Here is a 23,159-nt window from a genome sequence, read left to right on the forward strand (position 1 = left end):
GGAGAATAAATCTATCATAGATAGAATTAATGAACACCGGAAAAAAGACAAGTCTCCTAACTTTACTTAAGCCATATAGGCTTTTGCTCTTATTATTGATGCTTCTCGCTTTGATAAGTAACGGTTTAAACCTATGGATTCCCAAAATAATAGGTGAAGGTATTGATGCTTATAACAATCAAAGTTTTTCTTACTACCAAACATTTATACGTTTCGGCTTGGTGGTTTTCATTGTTTTCATCTTCTCTTATTTGCAGATCATCATACAAACCTTTACCTCTGAACGTGTCGCAAGAGATTTACGAAGGCAAATAACAGAAAAAATTGCCGCGCAGGATTTTTCTTATATTAAGGCTGCTAATCCATCAAAATTGCTGACAAACCTTACCGCCGACGTTGATTCAATTAAGTTGTTCATTGCCCAGGCGGTTGTCTCCATCGCCTCCTCAATTTTTATTATAATAGGCGTTAGCATTTTATTGTTTACTATAAAGTGGGAATTGGCACTGGCGGTTATCGCCATTATACCGATTATCGGCGGAACATTCTTTTGGATACTCCGAAAAGTACGGGTACTTTTTATCCAAAGTAGGAGTGTAATCGATCGATTGAACAAAACAATCAACGAAAGCATTTTGGGCGCTGCAATTATAAGAGTTGTCAATTCCCAACAACTCGAGTATGATAAATTCTTAGCTAGTAATCAGCAAGCGAAGCATTATGGACTTTCTATTTTAAAGCTTTTTGCAAGTCTAATTCCGGTTATCGTATTTACCGCCAATATGGCAGGTTTGATTATTTTGTTACTAGGAGGGCATTTTGTTATCACCACAAGTATGAGTCTTGGTGATTTTGCTGCCTTTAATAGTTATTTAGCGCTTCTTATTTTTCCAATTTTAGTAATTGGATTCATGAGTAACGTGATTGCACAGGCTACGGCTTCTTATGATCGGATACGAACGGTTTTGGAGGCGCCTACGAATAAGAAAAACGGCAATCTAAAAGAAGGCGTAAATGGAGAGATTTGTTTCCAATCTGTCTACCTAAATATTGAGCAGAAACCGATACTAAAAGATATTTCATTTTGCTTAAAGCCGGGATCAAAAACAGCTATTATTGGCCCCACTGCCGCAGGAAAGACGCAACTGCTTTATTTGTTAATGGGGCTCTCAAAGCAAGATGCAGGAACGATCACATTCAATGGGCATTCAATAGAAGAATACGAAGAAACGTATTTTCATGATGAAGTAGGTTTTGTTTTTCAAGACAGTATTCTGTTTAATATGAGTATTCGCGAAAACATCGCCTTCAACAAGACCGTAACTAATGAGTACTTGCAAATGGCCGTTAAAACTGCTGAGCTGAATGAATTCGTAAATAGTCTGCCGAATAAGCTGGACACCATGCTATCAGAAAGAGGTTCGGATCTGTCAGGTGGGCAGAAACAGCGCATCATGTTAGCAAGAGCATTATCGCTCCATCCTCAGATATTACTTTTAGACGATTTTACAGCACGTGTAGATAGTTTAACGGAGAAAAATATATTGAGAAATATCAACGAAAACTATCCAAATTTAACGTTGATCTCCGTCACACAGAAAGTCACAACCGCCGAGCATTATGATCAAATTATACTGTTAATGGAAGGTGAAATTATCGCCATCGGAAAACACCAAGAATTAATGCGCTCAAGTCCCGAGTATGTACAGATTTTTACCTCACAGCAAAGTACGAGCGATTATGAACTATAACTTACATGATGAAAGTGGATCCGGTAAGCGGGAATCGTCCATGGCCGCTTTGAAAGGCATTTTTGGTCTGGTTATGCATGAGCGAGGGAAACTGATATTGGCTTTTTTGGCTATGTTAATGAATTCCTTTCTGAATCTACTGAGTCCATTCTTTATTGGGTATACGATTGATCATTATGTGGTAACAAAACAGTACCCTGGAGTACTACTGTTTTCGGGTATTTTGCTGATTATGTACCTCATACTGCTCTTAACCAGTTACCTTCAAACAAAACTTATGGGCGGTGTTGGGCAGCGATTACTATTCACGCTACGTAATGCTGTATTCAACAAGTTGCTACAATTACCGATAGCCTTCTTTAATCAGAATAAAGCAGGCGATCTAATCTCCCGCATTAACAACGATACCGATAAACTTAATCAGTTTTTCTCTCAGGCCCTCACGCAGTTTATCAGTAGCATGGTCATTATGTTTGGTGCCGGCGTCTTTCTGCTGATCATTAATATTCAGTTGGGCTTAGCCGCTTTAGCACCAGCCTTATTCATTCTCATTTTTACCAAAGTTGTATCTCCCTGGGTAAAAAAACGGAATGCGGAAAGCCTGAGAGCAGCAGGGGATATGAGTGCGGAAATACAGGAAAGTTTAGGGAACTTTAAAGTTATCATTGCCTTTAACCGTCGTGACTACTATAAAAAAAGGTTTCAAGAAGTCAATCAACAAAACTATCGCACCGCCTTCCGAGCGGGTTTAGCTAACAACATCTTCTTGCCTATTTATAGTTTTTTTTCTAGCATAGCACAGCTAATTGTCTTAACATACGGAATCTATCTGATTAGCGTGAACGAATTAACGATTGGACTATTAGTAAGCTATCTCGCTTATGTAGTTAATTTTTACAATCCATTGCGACAACTGGCCTCTTTGTGGTCAAGTTTTCAGGTTGCCATGGCTGGTTGGGACCGAATAGCTCGGATATTATCGTTGGAAACCAATTTAAACGTAATACCAAGCACTGGCACTAATTCGAAAGACTGTTTATTGGAGTTTAACAATGTCTACTTCTCTTACCCAAATGGCAAGGAAATTTTGCATGATATCAATTTTAAACTATTACGTGGAAAGACGTATGCACTAGTAGGACCAACGGGAGGTGGGAAAACGACTACAGCATCCCTAATGGCACGTTTATATGACCCCACAGAGGGACACGTTTTTCTCGATGGTCAGGACATTAGAGCATACAGTTCTTCAGAGCGGTCAAAAAAAATTGGCTTTATTCTGCAAGAGCCGTTTTTGTTTACCGGCACGGTAGGCGAAAATATTCTTTATGGAAATGAACTGTATGCGACTTATGACAGCACAGCGTTACATGAATTGATCAAGGATCGAGGATTAGAAGACTTAATTGCTGTTTTTGAGAGCGGCTTGGATACGCCTATTACATCCCAGGAAGATGGTATCAGCTTGGGGCAAAAACAGGTGATCGCATTCATTCGTGCGGTACTCAGAAATCCTGACATTCTTATACTAGATGAAGCGACAGCCAATATTGATACGATTACAGAACGATTGCTCGAGAAAATCCTGAGAAAACTGCCAGCGCATACTACTTTAGTTATTATAGCACATCGATTAAATACGATTGAAAATGCAGATGAAATTTTCTTCGTTAACTTAGGAAAAGTCACCCCTGCAGGTTCATTTGCAGAGGCTGTAAATCGCTTGTTGAACGATAAAAAAAATAGCTAGATCGGGCTGAATCCAACTATCTGCTTCATTTTTCATTAATTGTCGAATTGTGCTTAAGAATTTTTAGATCGGCAATATGATCGGTTAATCGGGACGAGACATAAATATCAAAAACAAACATCAGCGCACCACATAAAATCAATGCAATAGCAACCCCCTGTTTTCCGGATTCCGGTTTGGCGCGTAGTAATAAAAATAAGGCCAATACAGCAACACACATTTCAATAACTACCCTCGTTCTACTCTCTTTGCGGAAAACTTCTGCCTTCCTTATCTCCATATCGTAACGGATGATCTCTTTTGTTTCTTGACTAACTTTCTTTAACGCATCTTTGTAAAATCCTATTCCGATACCGGCAAACAGAAATGAAAAAAGTACGATTATAAGTATAAAACCAAATGAAAACGGCGTTTTTTTTACCGTAAGAAAAAAAACGCTAAGCACTAAAACTATCAAGTTTAATAAAAGAAGCTTAGTTCCTGTATCGAGTACCGTTTTGTAATAATCTACAATTGCTTCCATAGCTTTCGTTTCGTTCGACTTCTTACAATATTAATCAACAACTTTTTTATATCCAGTGAAAATCATTTTTTGAAGAGCATGTCTGACAATGGACTGACTAAAGCAGTAAAGATAATTTTTTTAATCTGACTATTTTATTTGAAAAGTCAAATAGTTAAATTGCAATGTTTTTTATTAGGTTACCGATTATGGAAAAAGAATTGTCCTTATTTCACCAGTCCTCGACTGCAGTTCTTGATGAGTTAGATTCATTCAAGTTTCGTTTCTCTGTACATGAAATGCAAGATTTACATGAAGCTGTTATGTTGAACAGTCCCATAAGAAGTGAATTTTTCTATATTTTCGTCGTCAAAGCAGGCGAAATTTACTTTAAGCTGAATCGAAAGGAATATCACGCAACAGCAGGTGAGTTATGTGTTATTCCTCCATCCGCTTTGATTGAGGTGTCTGCCATTCTGCCAAAGAGTGAAGCCATTGGTATTGCATTCTGTCCCGATTTTTTCTTAAGTCTGGGTCTTCATTACAGCCATCCGCAGATTCTCGAAATTTTCGCACCTGAGCCATCTCCCATCATAGCGGTAGGAGCAGACGAATTGACAACATTAGACTGGCTACTAAAACGGTTGAAGCAAATTAATTATCCAAAATCCGATCATTTGTTCCAAGAAGAGGTCTTAACCAATACGTTTTCACAATTTATATATGAACTGACTCAAGCCTACCATCGGAATAAGGTTGGAACACAGATAAAGCTTCGTCGCAAAGAGAATCTGGTGCTTCTTTTTTTTAAAGAAGTATCAAAATATTACAAAAAGGAGAGGGGAGTTCAGTTTTATGCAAACTTATTATTTATCACACGTAAATATTTAAGCAAAACAGTTAAACAGGTTACCGGAAAAACACCTGGTTTTTTTATTGACGAGGCCGTAATAAAAGAAGCAAAAATGCTACTGGCTGATCCTAAGTTAAGTATTAGTGAAATTGCTCAATCATTGAATTTTGCCGATCAATCCACTTTCGGAAAATTCTTTAAAAAACAGGTAGGATTGGCACCGACCTCATTCAGAATATAGTCAATTTAGGCGTCTTTTAGACTAAAAATAGCGTCAAAAGAGCCTTTATAGTCTGTTCAAACTGTAAGATATTTGAGTAAACTTTAAAAGAGAATAGAGATATGATTTACAATAAAAACATTCGGGAGAGAATTATCGATACAGCTGTTGAACGTTTTAATCACTACGGCGTTGCCAAGACAACAATGGCTGAAATTATACAAACCGTTGGTATCTCGAGCGCAACAATGACGCTTTATTTCTCAAACAAAATCGAGCTAATTGCCGAAATTGTAAAACATACTTTGCAAGAGGAACGCGAACAGATTAATCGGCTTATCCCCAAGGGTATGCGTGTTTTACCTTCAATTTATAAGCTCCTGGAAATAAGAGAAAGAACGAGGGGTAAGTATAACCACACACAACTGATTTATGGTTATGATGGGGTGTACTCGGGTTTACCCGAATCTGTTTTGACAATGATTAAATCCGCAGACGTAAAGCAGCTTACCCTCATTTTAAGGAGGGGGCTTAGAAGCGGTGAGCTCAAAGATTTTCCATTACAATCCATTGCGACACTATATGCTGAACTATTGTACGGACTAAATTTAGGTGCTAACGCGCGAGTTTGCAGGATGACATTGAGCGACTGTTACAATCCGGAAGAAATCGTAGAAAAGCAAAAGGAAATCAGTAAAATTTTCATTAATGGATTACGTCAACCAGTAAACAACTTTTCTTTGACTTAATTTAAAGTTCTTTATGCAATATTTAGAGAATATGCTTTTTTTGCCTACTTTCGCAGCCTTGCAGAAACAATGGTTGTTTCTGTTTAAATATTAAGCAAAAATGCAAAAATTCAATGAATTAAAGGAATTGATTGCTGCAGCAGAACAAGATGCGGTAGCTTTCTATGAAAAGGGAAACAAGGCTGCGGGTACTAGATTACGTGGAGCATTACAGCAAACAAAAACCTTAGCGCAAGATATTCGTAACGAAGTTACCGCTAAGAAAAACGAAAGCAAATAAGTATTTTATTCAGCTCTAGGCCCGATCACTTGCAGTGATTGGGCTTCTATATACGTCCGATCTTCTTGTTGACTCCTTATTTAGTTCATTATTAAAAGACGCGTTCAAACTCCGCCTTACGCGCGTCACAAGTCGGACAATTATAATCTACTAACAAATCAAATGAGGTTCCCGGACTAATCGAATTTATCGAGTCACCATATAAGGGATCATATCGGGTAAAGCAGTGCTTACATTGATAAATTTGCGCAGGAGCATCGTTCTTTTTACTATTTACTTCCTTTTTTGGAGTAACAGAAAGCCGTAATGTACTATGCATCTCATAATAGACATTACACAATCGGATCAGAAGTTCACCTAATTCTTTTATATCACCGGCACTTCCATAATTAACAAATTCTTTGGAATTCGGGTTGAAGTTAGATGTATGCATTACATGATATAACGTTTCTTCCGAAATTTCTTTTTGTATGATAATGGAACCAAAAAGTCCTGTCTGCTTACTGATTTTAATAGCAAAGCAAAGTTTCGACGTCCGGAGATCAGCCTCTTCAAATGCCTTTACCAGCAACCACTTTAGCTCTTTTGCCTCGTCTGAACGATCTTCCAGTTGCCAATTTAACTCATTGGAGGCATGCCGTACATTGATACGATATTTGTTTAACAACACACTCCATCGAATCCTGTAGGATGGAAGGATATTCTTTATCAAAATTGTTTTCCAAGGTGTTGTATATAACTGGCCTATTCTACAATCCATGCACAAGGTACAGATCTCGATTAAAAAGTCTACAAAAAAATTTTCCCACCTTCTGTATATGCCTAACCAAAGCTTATGTTCACCATAATAATTGATCCCCTCATAAAAAGGAAGATGAAAATCGGTGTGCGTCATGGGAAGATCATAGTACTGCGTATGAAAATCCGCCATTCTGTTTAGCATTTGCACAAGCTGATCCCCATCTGCATTCGGCTTATTATAAAAAAGATGATCGTTATCCATGATAATAAGCTCCAATAGACGACTTATCTCCGCGATATCAGCTGAATAAATAAGAGAAGGCCAAGGATAGATTTTATTTGTTTTCGGAAAACGAACGTGTAAATACCAGTGGTTGCTAATATCCGAAGAAATGAAGTTAAAATTCCCGGTAAAAAAAGGAATCAGGTTTTGATGGCGATCAACGATATTAATTTTCAATCTGGGATGATAATTGAACGAATCCAAGATGTCCTTGTAAACACCTTCCCTTAACCATCCGATAGGAGCAAAGACTTCCTCTGTAACGTACGAACTGACGATGTTTGGATAATCATCTCCATTTACCTCCATGATGGTGTTGGGGATATTGAGCCGGAGATGATGCAAATGTTCAGTAGCAGCGCTAAAAAGTAATTGTTGGCGATTACCGAAACTAACGGTCTCGATTCCGAGTTCTTGGAGAACTTTAAGAACACGCAATAAATTGCCGGCAGAAATGATTCCTCCCGGCAAGTTTATTTTGACGATATATTGTTCCTTTGCTTTCATTTGTTTTATATTATTGCGTGCATTTCAAGCACCTCGGAGAGTATCCTCTTTACCTCCGGCTTACACGATCCACAGCCTGATCCGGCACCTGAGTTAGTACATAGCGAATTCAAATCCCGGCTTCCTTCGTTGATTTTCTGTTTTAGATTGCCTTCGCCAACATTATTACAACTACAAACTAATTTACCAATTACCGGTTCTGCCGTTTTTCCGCTTCGCAATAACTTCAGTCTTTGTTCACCCAGTTCTAATTTCTTTTCTATTAAATCTTTGTACTCCAAAAATTCCGATTTGTCACCTATCAGTATAGTACCGACCAAGCGGTCTTGGTAGATAACACATTTTTTATAATAGCGCTGGGCCCGATCTGTAAAAGTCACTTCCTCATAGCCTGGCTGCCCGCTCGGCGCGGTTGGCAGGCCAATACTGCATAGATGAAAGCCGTGAATTTTGATGATGTTCATAAATAAACTACCCTGGTAGATACGCGCAACATCGCCATTTAGATAGTCGGCTACGACGTTCGCCTGCTGCTCGGCAGCGGCTGTGATACCGTATAGCGTATCCTCGTATTCTGCAATCTCTCCAATGGCGAATATAGCGGGATCATTCGTTTCCATGCGCCCATTTACGGTTATTCCACGTTTATAGGTCAAGCCGCAATCTTTTGCTAATTCAATATTAGGTGTGGTACCTATTGCGAATATAAGGGCGTCGCAATCAATCTTCCGTCCGCTTTTTAAGCCCACACCCGTTAAATACTTGCTCCCGTAGTATAGTTGAATTTCATCTTCATAATAAATGTCGCAGCCTTGATCGACCATTTCTTCATGTAATAACTGGCTCCCCAGTGTATCAAGTTGCCTATTTAGGAAACGGGACACACGTTGAACAATCGTGACGCTTAGGTGTATACTTCGCAACGATGCTGCCATTTCCAGCCCTAACAGTCCACCTCCTACAATAACAACATGTCCATTTGGTGGTAAATAGCTTTTGAATTCATCTGCATCGGAGCGGCTACGCATCGTAAATATTCCCTGCAAAAGCGGAACCCCCTTGGGGAGCGTTGGTCTACTTCCAGTTGCTAAAATAAGTATATCATAGCGTGTTTTTACACCTCTCGAATCTGTTACCTTTTTTGATTCACGATCTATCCCCGTGACGGTTATCCCTTTAAGAAGTGTTATTCTGTAATCTTTCTCTTCCTCTTCGCTCATCTTCAACAACTGCTCCCAGTTTTGTTCACCGCTAATGTAATCCGGTAACATAACCCTATTATAGAATGAGGTGTTTTCCTTGCTGAAAACGATAATTTCGTCGATCTGATTTTTTTCACGATAAGATTTAATAAAACCAAATGCCCCAGCTCCGGCTCCAACGATCACAATGCGTTGCTTTGGTTTGAAAAATTTCTCAATACGAACGGCGCAAAATTTAAAATCCGGTTCTTTTGAAATGGGATCTAATAGATTATTCGTTAAATTGTTGGTTCGATTAAGGTCACTGTTCAATATTTTTCCCCAATGCATTGGCAAGAAAACCACACCTTTTTTTATCCCTTTATCTAGTTTACAAGGCACACTTGTTTCTCCTCTACGCGACTTTACATGAGCAATATCGTTTTCCCTTAATCCCAATTCTCGCGCATCATCAGGATGTATACTGAGGTAAGCCCGAGCTATGTGCTGGTTTAATTTGTTTACTTTTCCGGTTTTGCTTCTTGTATGCCATTGGTCGCGTATTCTTCCTGTCGTGAGAATAAAGGGATAATCGTCGTCGGGCTTTTCACTTCCTAATGAGGTTGATGCAGCATAAATTTTTGCTCGTTTATTATTGGTATAGAACTTAAGGTCTGTGAAAAGGCGGGGTGTTGACTTTTGTTCTGTGTATGGCCACTGGATACTTCTATTGCTCCTTAAGATATCATAAGTCAATTCGCTGATATCGATATTCATTCCTTTTGTTAATTGGGCATGTTCTAGATAAACAGCTTCAGCATCAGGGAAATCAAATCCTTTGAACTGCATTTTTTTTGCAAATCGGCAAAATATCTCTTGGTCAGATAAGGCTTCACCTGGAGGCCTATTTACCTTGGGGAGGTAAGTAATGCGACGCTCGGAGTTAGTCATTGTTCCTTCCTTTTCGCTCCAAGCGGCAGCAGGTAAAATCACATCTGCATACGCAAGTGTTTCCGATTTACTACTTATTTCCTGTACTACTACAAATTTCGCATTTTTGAGAGCTTGCTCTGCTTTCCGCACGTCCGGCAAGCTGATTAGCGGGTTCGTGCAACTAATCCAAATAGCCTTCAATGTACCTTCATTGAGCGCATCGAACATTTGAGTAGCGGTAAGCCCGGGCTTTGAATCAATTGTTTTTCCTCCCCAAAAGACCTGCAAATCTTCTCTGTGTTGCGGATTATTTAGATCCCTGTGTGCCGGAAGTAAATTAGCTAAACCACCTACTTCCCGTCCACCCATAGCATTCGGTTGGCCGGTAAGCGATAAAGGACCGGAGCCAGGTTTCCCGATTGTACCTGTCAGTAGGTGTAAGTTCAGTAAACTGACGTTTTTATCGACCCCCACGACGCTTTGATTCAAGCCCATTGTCCACATACTTAAAAATGCATTGGCAGATCCAATGTACTCAGCGGCCCTATAGATATAGTCTTCACTGATACCACATATATCCGATGCCTCACTGACGGAAATTGTCAAAACTAGGTCCCTTAATTCTTCAAAACCGTCAGTATGCGACTCAATAAAGTTCCAATCCACTTTGCCCGCCTCGATGAGGAGTTTTGCAATGACATGGAATAGTGTAACATCTGTACCTGGTTGTATCTGCAAATGCAGATCGGCTATAGCGCAACTATCAGTAACACGCGGATCTATGACAATAATTTTAACAGCTGGATTGCCGGCTTTGTGTTTCTCAACTCTACGCCAAATGATGGGGTGACACCATGCGGGATTCGCCCCTGCAACCAAAATGCAATCACTTAACTCGATATCATCATAACACACCGGTACACTGTCTTCACCTAACGTCATTTTATAAGCCGCAACGGCGCTACTCATGCATAGTCTCGAGTTAGTGTCAATGTTATTGGTTCCAATAAAGCCTTTCACTAATTTATTCAGCACATAATATTCTTCGGTTAGAAATTGGCCTGACGCATAAAAGGCAACACTGTTTGGACCATACTTTTTTATGAACGTTTTAAATACTGCGGCCGTGCGTTCAAGTGCAGTGTCCCAATCTACACGCTGTAAAGGCATATCTTTGTGGTACCGCATTTGGGGAAATAGTAAACGATCACTTTGATCATTCACAGTATGATGAAGATTCATACCTTTGCTACAAAGTAAACCTTTATTTGAAGGATGGCTCTCGTCGCCTCTTACACGAATAGTTCCATCAGATTGTTTTTCAATAACAACACCACATCCCACCCCACAATAGCAGCAGGTGCTTTTTAATTCTTTTGAACTGTTCTTAGCATCTTTCATGTAAGATTGATTAAGCCTGTATAATCAATTCTGTGTCTTCCACCAAACCTGATTTCGATTTTTTAAATGGGGTAGCGAAAATCACGAAAGCCACACCGAGAATAATAAAGCCTATATATTGGAAAGCTTCGGTATAGGTGATCTGGTTTGACTTAAAAAGGAAGCCGAAAAACATTCCGCCCGCATTACCACCGGCCCCTACAATGCCACTGATAAGTCCAACATTCTTCTTGTTTACAAACGGTGTGATGGCATATGTAACTCCGTTTGCCATTTTTAAGAATAGCGCAAAGGTCAACATGGAGACGATAGCAAAAAGAAATGATCCTGCCTGAGCAAACAACAGAACACCAAGACCTTCCAATAGCAGTACGAGGCCAAGCAGCACCCCTTTACCTCTAATTCCGTAAGATAATCCCACTTTATCCGCCGCTATCCCTCCTAAGGCGCGTGCAAATAAATTCATAAAACCAAAGATGCCTGCCCAGAATCCTGCACTACTTTGAGAAAGAGAAAACGCGTCCACAAAATGAAGTGCCGCAACGTTATCAAAAGTTATCTCCATACCAAAACACATCGCATAAGCAAGTGTTAATGCCCATATGCGCCAATCTTTTAAAACTTTCCAATCCGTTTTATGATTTTGTTTTGTATGTCGATCAATTTCATCAAAGTTACCGGCAGGCGTATCTTTGGTGTATCGCCAATAGAGAAAAGCGACGATCAACATCAGTATACCGGGAACAATCATCGCGTAACGCCATGCATACGCCGGCCCGTAACCAAACCCAACAATACCGGCAAATATCAATGGCATAACCATATTGGTTACCCCTCCACCTAAGTTACCCCAACCGCCTGTAATGGCATTTGCAGTTCCTTTAATATTCGCTGCGAACATCATACTGGTATGGTATTGAGTGATGACAAAGGATGCGCCGATAACCCCGATAGCTAAACGAAATAGAAGAAAGGTCTCATAAGAACGCGCTAATCCAACCGAAAACACCGGCACGGAACCGATTATAAGAAGCCAGACGGCAGTTTTCCGAGGCCCTAGGATATCGCATAATCGGCCAATAATTAAGCGTGCTATGATTGTAGATGATACGGAAGCAATAATGATATTTCCGACCTGTTCTTTTGTAAGCCCCATTTCATCCCTGATAGTGGGCATTAGTGGAGCAAGACCAAACCATCCAAAAAAGCAAATAAAGAACATAAGCCAAGTTATGTGGAAGGTGCGCATCTGTAGTCCTTTTAGACTGAACAAGGGCAGTTTTTTTAAAGGTTGGAGAGTCGAGGCTTTCATAAGCATAATGTTAAATTGATTGTTGACTAAAAAGCGTAAAATGAAATTAAATCGTTTTTTTTAAGTATTCGATTCGCACGATGATGACGTGCTATACCATCGGCAAATAGACCAAGTCGTACATCACCGGAACCATTGATTGGGATAGGCGCTAACTTATGTTCCTCAGAAAATTGAACAGGAAAAAAATCGTCGAAGGTTGACTTTCCAATCCGATCACATGCCAACGGAAACTTAACTGAGCTAGTTGGTTTGGAATTTAAGAAAGATCTAATAAACAATATATAGGTTGTCAAACACGAAAATGGATTCCCGGGTATACCAAACACCAAACAGCCACTGGGAAGTTTTCCGCACCATAATGGCTTTCCGGGCTTTATCGCTACATGATGAAAGAGCAATTCTGCTCCGAGTGTTTTCATAACGGTTGGCACCAGGTCGCGATCACCGGCAGAAACCCCACCGTTAACGAGCATGATGTCACTATCCATGCGTTCCATAAAACCTTTATACAGATCGGCTTCAGTATCTTTAATATGCCGAATGGATTCAGGTATAATGCCGTCTTTAGCCAATAAAGCCGTTAAGAGATATTGGTTACTATTTCGTATTTGCACTTCATTTGGACTTTCTTCCAGTCCTACAATTTCGTCGCCCGTTGTAAAAACGCTGACCTTCGGCTTACGGAAAACCACGGGATTAGTTACACCAAGTGTCGCCAATAAACTTATTATAGAAGGCGTTATGTAAGTATTGTATGGGATAACCACTTCGCCACTTTGCAAATCTTGTCCGCGTAAAGCAATATTTGCATGGCTTTTGATCTTTTCATGATGAACAATTGACGCCTTGTTTGCGACATATAGCAAATCTTCGTTACGCACGATCGTATCAGCAGAAGATGGCACTGCAGCCCCTGTCATAATTTTATAGCAATTTCCATGGGTTAATACCCCATCACTAGCACTCCCTGCATAAATAACCTCCTGAATGTTAAAATTTTGCACACCGTCTAAATAATCTTGAAAACGAATAGCAATACCATCCATGGCTGCCCGATTATAGGGAGGATAGGGCCTGTCAGCTCTTACCTCTTGAGCCAAGCGATAACCCAAGGCATCAGAAAGACAGATTGTCATCTGATGGAGTTTTTTTGTGCTTGAGGAAATAAGCCGTAAGGCGTCTTCGTATGAAATCATGGCTTCTCGTCGCGTTTAATAACTTTTGATTTTCGCAAACCCTTGTTCTACGATTTTATACGTAAAGAGAGGTTTATCGTGATCAAATTTAGCATAAAAAAATCTATATACGCAAATTTTTACGTAAATTATTGTTTTATATTAAGTAAATATACTTATTTTTGATAAGTCAATTGAAAGTAAAGCACTACAGTTGACAATTAAGGGGTTCAAAATAAATAAAGAAGTAGGATGAAAAGACCGAAGATTACATTGGTGGGTGCGGGTCCCGGAGATCCGGAATTACTAAGTCTTGCGGGTGCTCGCGCACTCGAAACAGCGGATGTTGTTTTGTACGATGCGCTGGTTAATCCCGCAATCTTAGCATACGCAAAAAAAAATATAAAAAAAATATTTGTTGGAAAGAGAGCGGGGTGTCATTCCTATGTTCAAGACAATATTAATAAAATGTTAGTTGATTTTGCCAATAGCTATGGACATGTAGTACGTTTAAAAGGTGGCGATCCTTATATTTTTGGACGTGGAAGCGAGGAGCTTCAATTCGCCAAATCGAAAAATATTGAAACTTCCGTTATACCGGGAGTTTCCAGTGCTATCGCAGTTGCGGAATTAGCAGGCATTTCGCTTATAAATAAAAACGGTTCTTCTGACTTCTGGGTAATTACCGGTTCAACAAAGGATGGGGGCTTATCAAGGGATTTATATCTTGCCGCCAAATTAGATCAAACCGTTGTAATATTAATGGGAATCCAGCATATAGAAAAGATTGTTGAGCTTTATAAAATGGAGGGCAGGGGCAGTTTACCCATAGCGATTATCCAAAATGGCTCACTGGATAATCAGCGCATGGTATTTTCTACTATTGAAACGGTTCTACACGAGATTGCTGATAAGCAAGTTCTAACACCGGCAATTCTTGTTATCGGGAAATCGGCGGCAATCGAGCGGTGTTAACCCGTTGCTAATCGACTCTCTAAAACTTCTTCCACCGAAAAGGCCGCAGCCTTCAACATCCGTACGCAGGGATTTATGACAACAAGCTTGTATTGATCTTCCGCTAATCTGTCTTGTATTTCCATTAACGTATAACAATCAACACCGCCGCCAAAATCGTTTACAAGGACAGGTGTCTCTTGATGCCGATAGATACTAATAATAGTTGCCATGAATTTTAAGGCATCTATATTTATGTGTTTAATTGCCATTGCAGCATTTGAAGAAGCTACCGCATGAATTTTTTCAACCATTTCTTTTACAGATGGATAAAAAAAACGGGCATCACATACCCAAAAGCTTTCATTACGGTTTCGAATGGTTAAAGGGAAATGGTTCTGTCCTGCAATTCTATTAACCACGTTCACACCGGGAATAATCGATAGCTGATATCCGATCCCTTTTAGATAGCAGACTATCGACCCTTCCTCCTCACTGATGTCGGTATCATTACCACTAATGTGTACAATGTTGCTTGGCAGTCTATCCGGACGGGCTGACAAATAGCTACGAAGTTCATTTATATGGAGTTTAATACTGTTTACAGGTACCAGCTCATTGATTTCATCCGAAATAGCTGAATCGACCACCAAAAATTGTGCTTCGGCAATACATTTCGCCGCTTTTACGGTAAGAAAGCGAAGGTCTTCGGCATCCTTTATGAGTGTGTATTTCATAACATCTTATTTTTAAGTAAAAATACGTAAAATATTTTGCTTTTCATTTGCTATTTTAAAAATATATTCCTTTTTTTGATAAAAATTAAGTTTATATACGTAAAACACCTCTGATATGAAAATTATTATCGTTGGAAATGGCATGGTTAGTTACAAGTTTTGCGAAAAAATACGTAAAAAATCAAACAGTAACCACATCGAAATTACCGTTTATGGAGAAGAACATCGTCCTGCGTACGATAGAGTTCATCTGAGTGAATATTTTTCGGGAAAATCAGCCGACGATTTGCTGTTGGCACCTACCGGCTGGTACAATGAACATCATATTAAATTGGTGACTGGGGAGTTGGTTACCGAAATTGATCCGACAAAAAAGAAAATAACCACTCATAAAGGAACAAGCGATAGTTACGATAAACTTATACTGGCAACCGGTTCATCTCCTTTTATCCCCCCTTTGCATGGAATCGATAAAACGGGCGTTTTTGCCTACCGAACTATCGAGGATTTACAACAGATGGAGATCTACGGCAAAACAGCAAAAAAAGCAGTTGTCATAGGTGGTGGCCTGTTGGGATTAGAGGCAGCTAAAGCCTTGCTGGATATGGGACTGGAAACGCATATTGTGGAATTTGCAGACCGCTTAATGCCACGTCAATTAGATGTAAGGGGAGCCTTCATATTGCGCAATAAGTTATCAGCGCTCGGCTTACACATACATACGTCAAAAAGCACCAAGGAAATATTAGGAACTGACAAAATCGCTGGACTTGCCTTTGCAGATGGAAGTATATTGGATTGTGATATGTTGGTTATTTCCGCCGGGATAAGACCCCGGGATGAATTGGCTTCTAAAAGTGGGATACAAACGGGCAGCAGGGGTGGAATTTTGGTAGATAACCATTTGCAAACCAATTTCCCGGATATCTATGCGATCGGAGAGGTGGCATTACATAATGAAATGATCTATGGATTAGTAGCCCCAGGTTACGAAATGGCCGAAGTCGTGGCTTCCAGGCTATGTGGGGACTATGACAAATCATTTACCGGCTTTGACATGTCAACTAAACTTAAATTAATAGGTGTTGATGTTGCAAGTTTTGGAGACGCACTGGATCCAGAAGAGGAGTGTGTTCCCATTGTTTTTGAAAATAAAGCGAAGGGTGTCTACAAAAGAATTAATGTAACAAGAGATGGTAAGTACCTTAAAGGAGGAATTCTGGTAGGCGAGGCGGATTCTTATAACATGCTTTTACAAATTGCACAAAACGGTTTGCCTTTACCGGAAGATCCTGCTGATTTGATTCTGGGAAGTCGCAGTGCGGGACAAAGCAGTGGACAGGGCGTCGATTCCTTGCCCGATACCGCTCAAATCTGCTCCTGCGAGGGAATTAGCAAAGGGAACATTTGTGAGGCGATTGCAAAAGATGAATTGACTGATTTAGCAGGAATAAAGAAAGCCACGAAGGCCTGCACAGGATGTGGCGGATGCACACCCCTGGTGGCTGATCTTTTAAAATCTGTTTTGGAATCTCAAGGTAAGGTTGTCAAGAAAACACTATGCGAGCACTTTGCCTATACAAGACAAGAACTATACGACCTCATTAAAATTCAAAATATAAAGAGCTATAGCGAGCTTTTGGGTCGTTATGGCGAAGGTGACGGATGCGAGGTCTGCAAACCGGCAGTAGCATCGTTGCTTGCCAGCATATGGAACGAAGTTATTCTTAAACAAAGTACCATACAAGATACGAACGATCGTTTCTTAGCCAATATCCAGAAGGGTGGCTCTTATTCGGTAGTACCAAGAATACCTGCAGGGGAGATTACGCCGGATAAACTACTAGTAATTGCGCAGGTAGCAAAGAAGTATAACCTCTACACGAAGATTACCGGTGGGCAACGTATAGACCTATTTGGCGCCCAATTGCACGAGCTTCCCGCCATTTGGGAAGAGCTTATTGCAGCCGGTTTTGAAAGCGGTCATGCTTATGGAAAGTCGCTAAGAACCATAAAAAGCTGTGTCGGATCAACTTGGTGCCGATTCGGCGTGCAGGATTCAGTTGGTTTTGCCATAGAAATAGAAAATCGCTATAAGGGTTTACGAGCGCCTCACAAGTTAAAAGGAGCGGTTTCCGGTTGTATACGCGAGTGTGCAGAAGCTCAATCCAAAGATTTTGGAATTATTGCAACAGAGAAAGGATGGAATTTATATGTCTGCGGCAATGGTGGAGCAAGACCGCAGCATGCGCAATTGCTGATTGGAGATATTGATAAAGATAGTTGTATACGCTATTTAGACCGCTTCCTGATGTACTACATTAAAACGGCTGAACCGCTCACACGTACGGCTACTTGGTTGAACAAGTTAGAAGGCGGACTACCTTATTTATATGATGTGGTCGTTAATGATGTGCTGGGTATAGGAGCTGAACTGGAAGTTGAGATGGAAAGCTTAATTGCGAACTATGAATGCGAATGGAAGCATGCTGTCGAAAACGAATCAATAAGGAGACGATTCAAACATTTTGCTAATAGTGACGAAGGCGATCCTTTCCTGCAATTTGAGGAGCTTCGTGGACAACGAATTCCTACTAACTGGAATGTTATTGTGTAACGTTTTAAATGAATAAAAATGCAAAAAATAGATTATTTGAGTTATAAACCATCCGACGAACAACATGTAGATCATTGGTTGAAGGTTGGTACCAGTGATGAGTTTCCGGAAAACGGCGGGCTGTGCTTCAAGCACAGAGAGCTCCAGATTGCCGTATTTAATTTCACTAATCGGAATGAATGGTATGCGTGCCAAAACCTTTGCCCTCATAAAATGCAGATGATTTTATCGAGAGGCATGATCGGCTCGCAGCAAGGAGAACCTAAAGTGGCTTGTCCCTTTCATAAAAAAACCTTTTCATTGAAAACAGGCGAATGTCTAAACGGAGACGAGTGCCATATAACCACCTTTCCTGTCAAAGAGATCAACGGGGAAATATATGTTGGGTTAATAGAAAGAGCAGAACATGCAATTCAGCAGGACCTGAAAGTATAGCAACATAATTCCGGATTATGGATTATAATAAACCAACACAAATCGCTGCAAGTATGATTCAGGCAGGCGTTGATAAGCTTATGTTAGCGAGTAGAGACTTGCTAATCAGGGGTGTGTTGTCCGGTGCCATTTTAGGCTTTGGTACAACCTTAGCACTAACGGCTACGACACAAACCGGACTCGCCATCGTAGGTGCAGCATTATTTCCGGCTTGTTTTATAATCATCGTCTTAATGGGGTTAGAACTTGTCACCGGTAGCTTTGCCGTGCTTCCCATGGCTTACATGGACAAGAAAACAGATGCGCTATCGGTACTCAAAAACCTACTGTTGGTTTTTATCGGCAACTTACTTGGTGGACTTCTCTACGCCTTTCTCTTTTGCCTATCAACCACCCAATTTGGGCACGAGGAAAAGAATGCGGTGGCACTACTCATTGTAAAACTTGCTGAAACGAAAACCTTAACTTATGCTTCTTACGGTTTTGACGGCCTCTTCAGCGCCTTCACTAAAGGTGTCCTCTGCAATTGGATGGTTACAACCGGTATCGTATTGGGCATGAGCTCAACATCTTCTACCGGAAAGATCGTCGCATCATGGTTGCCTATTTTTATATTCTTCGGACAAGGTTTTGAGCATGCAGTTGTAAATATGTTCTTAATTCCAGCCGGCATTATATTGGGCGCGAACGTTTCTTTTGCTGACTGGTGGTTATTCAATCAACTCCCGGTTACATTCGGCAATTTCATAGGCGGCATCCTATTTACGGCACTTCCACTGTATTACTCATTTCATAAAAAAACAAAACAAACCAGCGACATTGAAAAAAGATACCCATCCTCCAAGCGAATACAAACAGAGGTAAAGGAAGAACAATTTTCATAAAGCAGCGTGGTGTATGATAATAACGCAATATTCGTAGCTTTGGATAATACAAACGAATGCCAAAACATCGTGCGAATATATACACAGCATAATCAATTCAGCAGACTAAGAGCGTATTATCTTCTAGCGCTTAGCATTATAGCCTTAAGTATTATCATAGGGCAATTTTTAGTACAAAGGCACTTAAGGGAGCAGGAAAGTGATGCACATATCGTCAACATGGCGGGTAGGCAGCGGATGTTGAGCCAAAAGATAAGCAAACTCATTTTACTAACAAATAGGTTAAACACAAAAGAACGTGACAGCCTTCTAAAAGAGCTCGCTTCCGTTAACGCGGAATGGATCGAGAACAACACCAGCCTACGCTACGGAAATGAAGCGGCAGCCATACCAATCAGTAAAAGCAAAGCGATCAACAGACTTTTTCTTGAAAATCAACCCGTTTTTGATAGCATTTATTTTGCCAGCAACCGTATTTATTCTCAGTTGAAAAATGGCGATAAATCTAGCTATCCACTTCTTGAAAATGATATGCGAACTGTTTTGAAACATGAGCCCATCTTTCTTCGGCATATGGATTCAATCGTGAACACCTATGAAAAACTTGCGTCGGGAAAGATCGTGAAATTGAAACGAACGGAGTATATTCTCTTTGGTATTTCTCTCCTTATAATCATATTGGAAGTACTGTTGATTTTTATACCTACAACACGAAAAGTAAATGAAACACTCATCAAACTAATCAAATCTGAAAGTGATGCCCAGCAAATGAGCAAGGAAATCGGGGCTCTTTATGCTTCACTGGAGGAATCTTATGAACGCATATCAGGCATTACCTTACCCGTTGCGCCCCCCCGTCTGATTGCCAAATCAGATAAAGGCGGAAACCTTTACTATGTAAGCGATTATTATTTACGCAGCTTCTCTCATGAAGAGCAACGATATAAAACTATTGCCAATTTATTCGGTTTAGCAGGAGAAGCCGCAGATGACTTTAATGACCAATTGATCGATGTGGTATCAAATTTAAAAAACTGGCATAAAGAGCTGGTTTACAGCGATAAGTCAGGCGAGAAACGGCATATGGATATACATATTATACCGATATATAATCAAGAAGGCGAAGTAGATGTGCTACAGGTTTTTGCTGCTGATATGACGCCGAGACGATTAGCCGAACAAGACATGTATAAAAAGGACAGGGCAGAAATAGAGCGGAAAGTTAATGAACAGAAATTCAGATCTATCCTGGTATTAGAAGGACAAGAAGAAGAGCGAAAACGTATCGCCATGAATATACATGATGGCATCGGACAAATGCTTACTTCGCTTAAGTTTCAAACTGCTTCGATCGACCTTTCCAAAACAAAAGAAACTGAGCAGAAATTACTGGATATAAATAAACTTATAAAAGATATCATTCAAGAAGTACGTATCGTTACATTCAACTTAAAGCCGCCTGTGTTGAGTGATTATGGTTTGGTTGCCGGATTGAAAAACCTGGTTCAGGAAATAGATAAACTCAGCAATAATCGCTTAATTTTTGAAAATATAACTGATTTCCAACAAAGGCTTTCGCCAAAAGTAGAAAACAACATATATAGGATTGTGCAAGAGGCTGTGAACAATGCTATTAAATACGCGAACTCACCGACAGTGCTCGTGTCTTTAGAGCATAACACAGATGAGCTTGTTCTTACAATAAAAGATACCGGTGTGGGTTTCGAAAGTAAATCCACCGATCTATTTCACGCAGATTATGGACACGGCTTCCTAAATATGCAAGAACGGGCCACTTATATTAATGGGAAGCTATTGATCGAATCAAAACCTGGATTAGGGACAATTATAAAGCTTTTTGTACCTTTGAAAAATAAACCAGGAAATATAGCTATATGAGTAAAATTACGGTGCTTTTAGCCGACGATCACATTTTAGTGCGTAATGGAATCAAAGCAATGTTGGAGGCAGATGACGATATAATGGTTATAGGCGAAGCGGATAATGGTATGCAAGCGATTCAACGTGTACAGGAGCTTCAGCCTGATTTAGCTATTATGGATATTCGTATGCCTGAAATGAACGGTCTGGAAGCATGTGAGGCTATTACCCAAAACAAGGAAAACACGAAAGTCGTTATGTTGTCTATGCATGATACCGAAGATTACGTACTCGAATCTTTACGGGTTGGCGCATGGGGGTATTTGCTTAAGGATACTGATAAGAATGAGTTCATAAAAGCACTAAAACAAATCAACAATGGTATCCGGTATTACAGCGGTTCTGTATCCAATGTATTGGCCAATCAATTGTTGGGAGGAGCTGGAAGTAGTAGCATACGGGTGAACGAAGCGGTTGAAAGTAACACCGATATTTACGGCCTCTCTAAACGTGAAAAACAAATACTTGGTATGGTCATAAACGGTAAACATAATAAAGATATAGCTGAAGTACTTGGGAAAAGTGTGCGCACAATTGAAACACATCGTTTTAATATCATGAAAAAATTAGGGGTAAACAATGCCGTCGACATGATTAATAAGGCTATGAAGGAAAACCTAATATAAACACGTAATTTTACTTGATTTGTTTTATATATTACGTATATTTACGTAATATATAAAATCTTATGCGAGTTGTATTCCCTTTATTTGTTTTTCTGTTTCTAGTTTTAGATACGCAAGCGCAAATCACGGTAAGCGCGGAAATTCGGCCACGAGCAGAGTTTCGGGATGGCTTTAAAAGACCCCTAAATCAAACTGAGCGTCCTGCCTTTTTTATAGAACAACGTTCCAGAATTTACCTGAGTTATAGTAACGAGAAAATGGATCTCGTACTGGTTCCACAAGATGTGCGCATTTGGGGCAATACGGATCAAGCGGGTAAGACTGATCCGTCGTTGACAAATTTTCAGCAGGCTTGGGCCGGATTTAAATTTAATGGCGCGCAGCGCTTTTTAGTTGGGCGAATGGAATTAGACTATGATAACGCACGTATTCTAGGAAATCTTGACTGGGCTCAGCAGGGCAGAAGTCATGACTTGCTTAAATATGAATATAATGGAAGCAAAAATCGCCTCCACATTGGCTTAGCCTTTAACCAGGACGCAAATAATCCCGAACCCACCAAATTAAGTGAAACCTATTATCAGGGATTAAACAACTACAAATCACTTCAATTCGCCTGGTTTCATCACGACTTCAAGCAAATAAGCACCTCTATTATTGCTTTAAATGAGGGGCGGCAACATGCACCGGACACCGGTTACTTTATGCAAACTGCGGGTTTCAATATGCAAGCATCATTCGCTCCTTTTGTATTTTATGGAGAGGGGTACTATCAAACCGGAAAAAATAAAGACGGTTTTTCAAAACGCGCTTTTTTAGCTTCCTTACAACTGTCTTTTAAACCTACGGGCACTTATAAGATAGAACTTGGAAACGATTATCTTAGTGGCGACAAACAAAGCTCTAAGACAAATGAAGCCTTTGATCCGCTCTATGGAACCCATCATAAATTTTACGGCTATATGGATTATTTCTATGTGGGGAGCGACCATGGCAATAAAGGGCTAAATGACTTATTTTTGAAAGTAAACTGGATCAAGAAAAATTGGACAATATCTATGGATGGGCATCATTTTTCGGCGGCCTCCGCCATAACGGATGAAGAAGGAATCCCTAGATCACGCGATTTAGGCACCGAACTGGATTGGACCTTTTCCTATAGTTTGGCAAAGGAGGTTAACTTAAAAGGTGGTTATTCGCACCTATTTTACACCTCGAGTATGGCGATTATTAAGCAGGCAGGCAGCCTACATGGACAATCATCATGGGCGTGGTTAATGATCACATTCAAACCGACACTTTTTCAGGATGCACAACACTAAAT

18 protein-coding genes are annotated in these 23,159 nt (G+C 40.1%); 12 read left to right on the plus strand and 6 right to left on the minus strand.

All coding sequences use genetic code 11. The annotated features are described in order from the left end of the window. Window positions 1–29: 29 nt before the first annotated feature. Together E0E36_RS10715 and E0E36_RS10720 are read left to right on the plus strand one after the other, a co-directional pair. Window positions 30–1,751: an ABC transporter ATP-binding protein gene (locus E0E36_RS10715; protein WP_130855928.1), complete on the plus strand. Its 1,722-nt coding sequence runs from the start codon at window positions 30–32 to the stop codon at window positions 1,749–1,751. Then, a complete protein-coding gene (locus tag E0E36_RS10720; RefSeq protein ID WP_130855929.1) occupies window positions 1,741–3,501 on the plus strand; it encodes an ABC transporter ATP-binding protein in 1,761 nt (586 codons plus the stop codon). Before E0E36_RS10715 ends, E0E36_RS10720 begins: the two co-directional genes overlap by 11 nt. Before the next feature lie 25 nt (window positions 3,502–3,526). Here E0E36_RS10720 and E0E36_RS10725 read toward each other — a convergent pair whose 3' ends face one another. Beyond that, window positions 3,527–4,024 (minus strand): hypothetical protein, encoded by a 498-nt coding sequence (locus E0E36_RS10725; RefSeq protein ID WP_130855930.1) that lies wholly within the window; start codon window positions 4,022–4,024, stop codon window positions 3,527–3,529. A gap of 188 nt (window positions 4,025–4,212) precedes the next feature. Between E0E36_RS10725 and E0E36_RS10730 the strand changes: the two genes are divergently transcribed. The 3 genes from E0E36_RS10730 (at window position 4,213) to E0E36_RS10740 (ending at window position 6,105) form a co-directional block, all read left to right on the plus strand. Continuing rightward, complete coding sequence (locus E0E36_RS10730) at window positions 4,213–5,097, plus strand: helix-turn-helix domain-containing protein (RefSeq protein ID WP_165446960.1); 885 nt, start codon at window positions 4,213–4,215, stop codon at window positions 5,095–5,097. Window positions 5,098–5,198: 101 nt separating this feature from the next. Further along, window positions 5,199–5,825: a TetR/AcrR family transcriptional regulator gene (locus E0E36_RS10735; RefSeq protein ID WP_130855932.1), complete on the plus strand. Its 627-nt coding sequence runs from the start codon at window positions 5,199–5,201 to the stop codon at window positions 5,823–5,825. A gap of 100 nt (window positions 5,826–5,925) precedes the next feature. Continuing rightward, window positions 5,926–6,105, plus strand: a complete 180-nt coding sequence (locus E0E36_RS10740) for a hypothetical protein (protein ID WP_013667009.1) — start codon at window positions 5,926–5,928, stop codon at window positions 6,103–6,105. Window positions 6,106–6,196: 91 nt separating this feature from the next. Here the strand turns inward: E0E36_RS10740 and E0E36_RS10745 are convergent, their stop codons facing one another. From E0E36_RS10745 to E0E36_RS10760, 4 genes are read right to left on the minus strand one after another with little or no spacing between them, the layout of a single operon-like run. Beyond that, on the minus strand, window positions 6,197–7,636 hold the full coding sequence (locus E0E36_RS10745; protein WP_130855933.1) for a rubredoxin: 1,440 nt from the start codon (window positions 7,634–7,636) through the stop codon (window positions 6,197–6,199). Window positions 7,637–7,641: 5 nt separating this feature from the next. Continuing rightward, window positions 7,642–11,151, minus strand: a complete 3,510-nt coding sequence (locus E0E36_RS10750) for a nitrate reductase (RefSeq protein WP_130855934.1) — start codon at window positions 11,149–11,151, stop codon at window positions 7,642–7,644. A 10-nt stretch (window positions 11,152–11,161) separates the two neighbouring features. Then, on the minus strand, window positions 11,162–12,463 hold the full coding sequence (locus E0E36_RS10755) for an MFS transporter (protein ID WP_242627181.1): 1,302 nt from the start codon (window positions 12,461–12,463) through the stop codon (window positions 11,162–11,164). 26 nt (window positions 12,464–12,489) lie between these two features. Beyond that, window positions 12,490–13,662 (minus strand): molybdopterin molybdotransferase MoeA, encoded by a 1,173-nt coding sequence (locus E0E36_RS10760; RefSeq protein WP_130855936.1) that lies wholly within the window; start codon window positions 13,660–13,662, stop codon window positions 12,490–12,492. A gap of 231 nt (window positions 13,663–13,893) precedes the next feature. Between E0E36_RS10760 and cobA the strand changes: the two genes are divergently transcribed. Continuing rightward, complete coding sequence (gene cobA, locus E0E36_RS10765) at window positions 13,894–14,616, plus strand: uroporphyrinogen-III C-methyltransferase (RefSeq protein WP_130855937.1); 723 nt, start codon at window positions 13,894–13,896, stop codon at window positions 14,614–14,616. On the opposite strand, the gene E0E36_RS10770 is transcribed toward cobA, so the two are convergent. Further along, the gene (locus E0E36_RS10770; RefSeq protein WP_130855938.1) at window positions 14,613–15,332 is read right to left on the minus strand and encodes an SAM-dependent methyltransferase; all 720 of its coding nucleotides are present in this window, start codon (window positions 15,330–15,332) and stop codon (window positions 14,613–14,615) included. The genes cobA and E0E36_RS10770 overlap by 4 nt on opposite strands. A gap of 115 nt (window positions 15,333–15,447) precedes the next feature. Between E0E36_RS10770 and nirB the strand changes: the two genes are divergently transcribed. The 6 genes from nirB (at window position 15,448) to E0E36_RS10800 (ending at window position 23,157) form a co-directional block, all read left to right on the plus strand. Next, window positions 15,448–17,949 (plus strand): nitrite reductase large subunit NirB, encoded by a 2,502-nt coding sequence (gene nirB, locus E0E36_RS10775; protein ID WP_013667001.1) that lies wholly within the window; start codon window positions 15,448–15,450, stop codon window positions 17,947–17,949. 18 nt (window positions 17,950–17,967) lie between these two features. After that, the gene (gene nirD, locus E0E36_RS10780) at window positions 17,968–18,384 is read left to right on the plus strand and encodes a nitrite reductase small subunit NirD (protein ID WP_013667000.1); all 417 of its coding nucleotides are present in this window, start codon (window positions 17,968–17,970) and stop codon (window positions 18,382–18,384) included. Between the two features lie 17 nt (window positions 18,385–18,401). Next, on the plus strand, window positions 18,402–19,268 hold the full coding sequence (locus E0E36_RS10785; RefSeq protein WP_130855939.1) for a formate/nitrite transporter family protein: 867 nt from the start codon (window positions 18,402–18,404) through the stop codon (window positions 19,266–19,268). A gap of 69 nt (window positions 19,269–19,337) precedes the next feature. Beyond that, window positions 19,338–21,167, plus strand: coding sequence for a sensor histidine kinase (locus tag E0E36_RS10790; protein ID WP_130855940.1), 1,830 nt, complete (start codon window positions 19,338–19,340; stop codon window positions 21,165–21,167). After that, the gene (locus E0E36_RS10795) at window positions 21,164–21,835 is read left to right on the plus strand and encodes a response regulator transcription factor (protein WP_013666997.1); all 672 of its coding nucleotides are present in this window, start codon (window positions 21,164–21,166) and stop codon (window positions 21,833–21,835) included. Before E0E36_RS10790 ends, E0E36_RS10795 begins: the two co-directional genes overlap by 4 nt. A 62-nt stretch (window positions 21,836–21,897) precedes the next feature. After that, a complete protein-coding gene (locus tag E0E36_RS10800; RefSeq protein WP_130855941.1) occupies window positions 21,898–23,157 on the plus strand; it encodes an alginate export family protein in 1,260 nt (419 codons plus the stop codon). Window positions 23,158–23,159 lie beyond the last annotated feature (2 nt).

The organism is Olivibacter jilunii (assembly GCF_900607235.1).
Classification (GTDB): Bacteria; Bacteroidota; Bacteroidia; order Sphingobacteriales; family Sphingobacteriaceae; genus Olivibacter; species Olivibacter oleidegradans.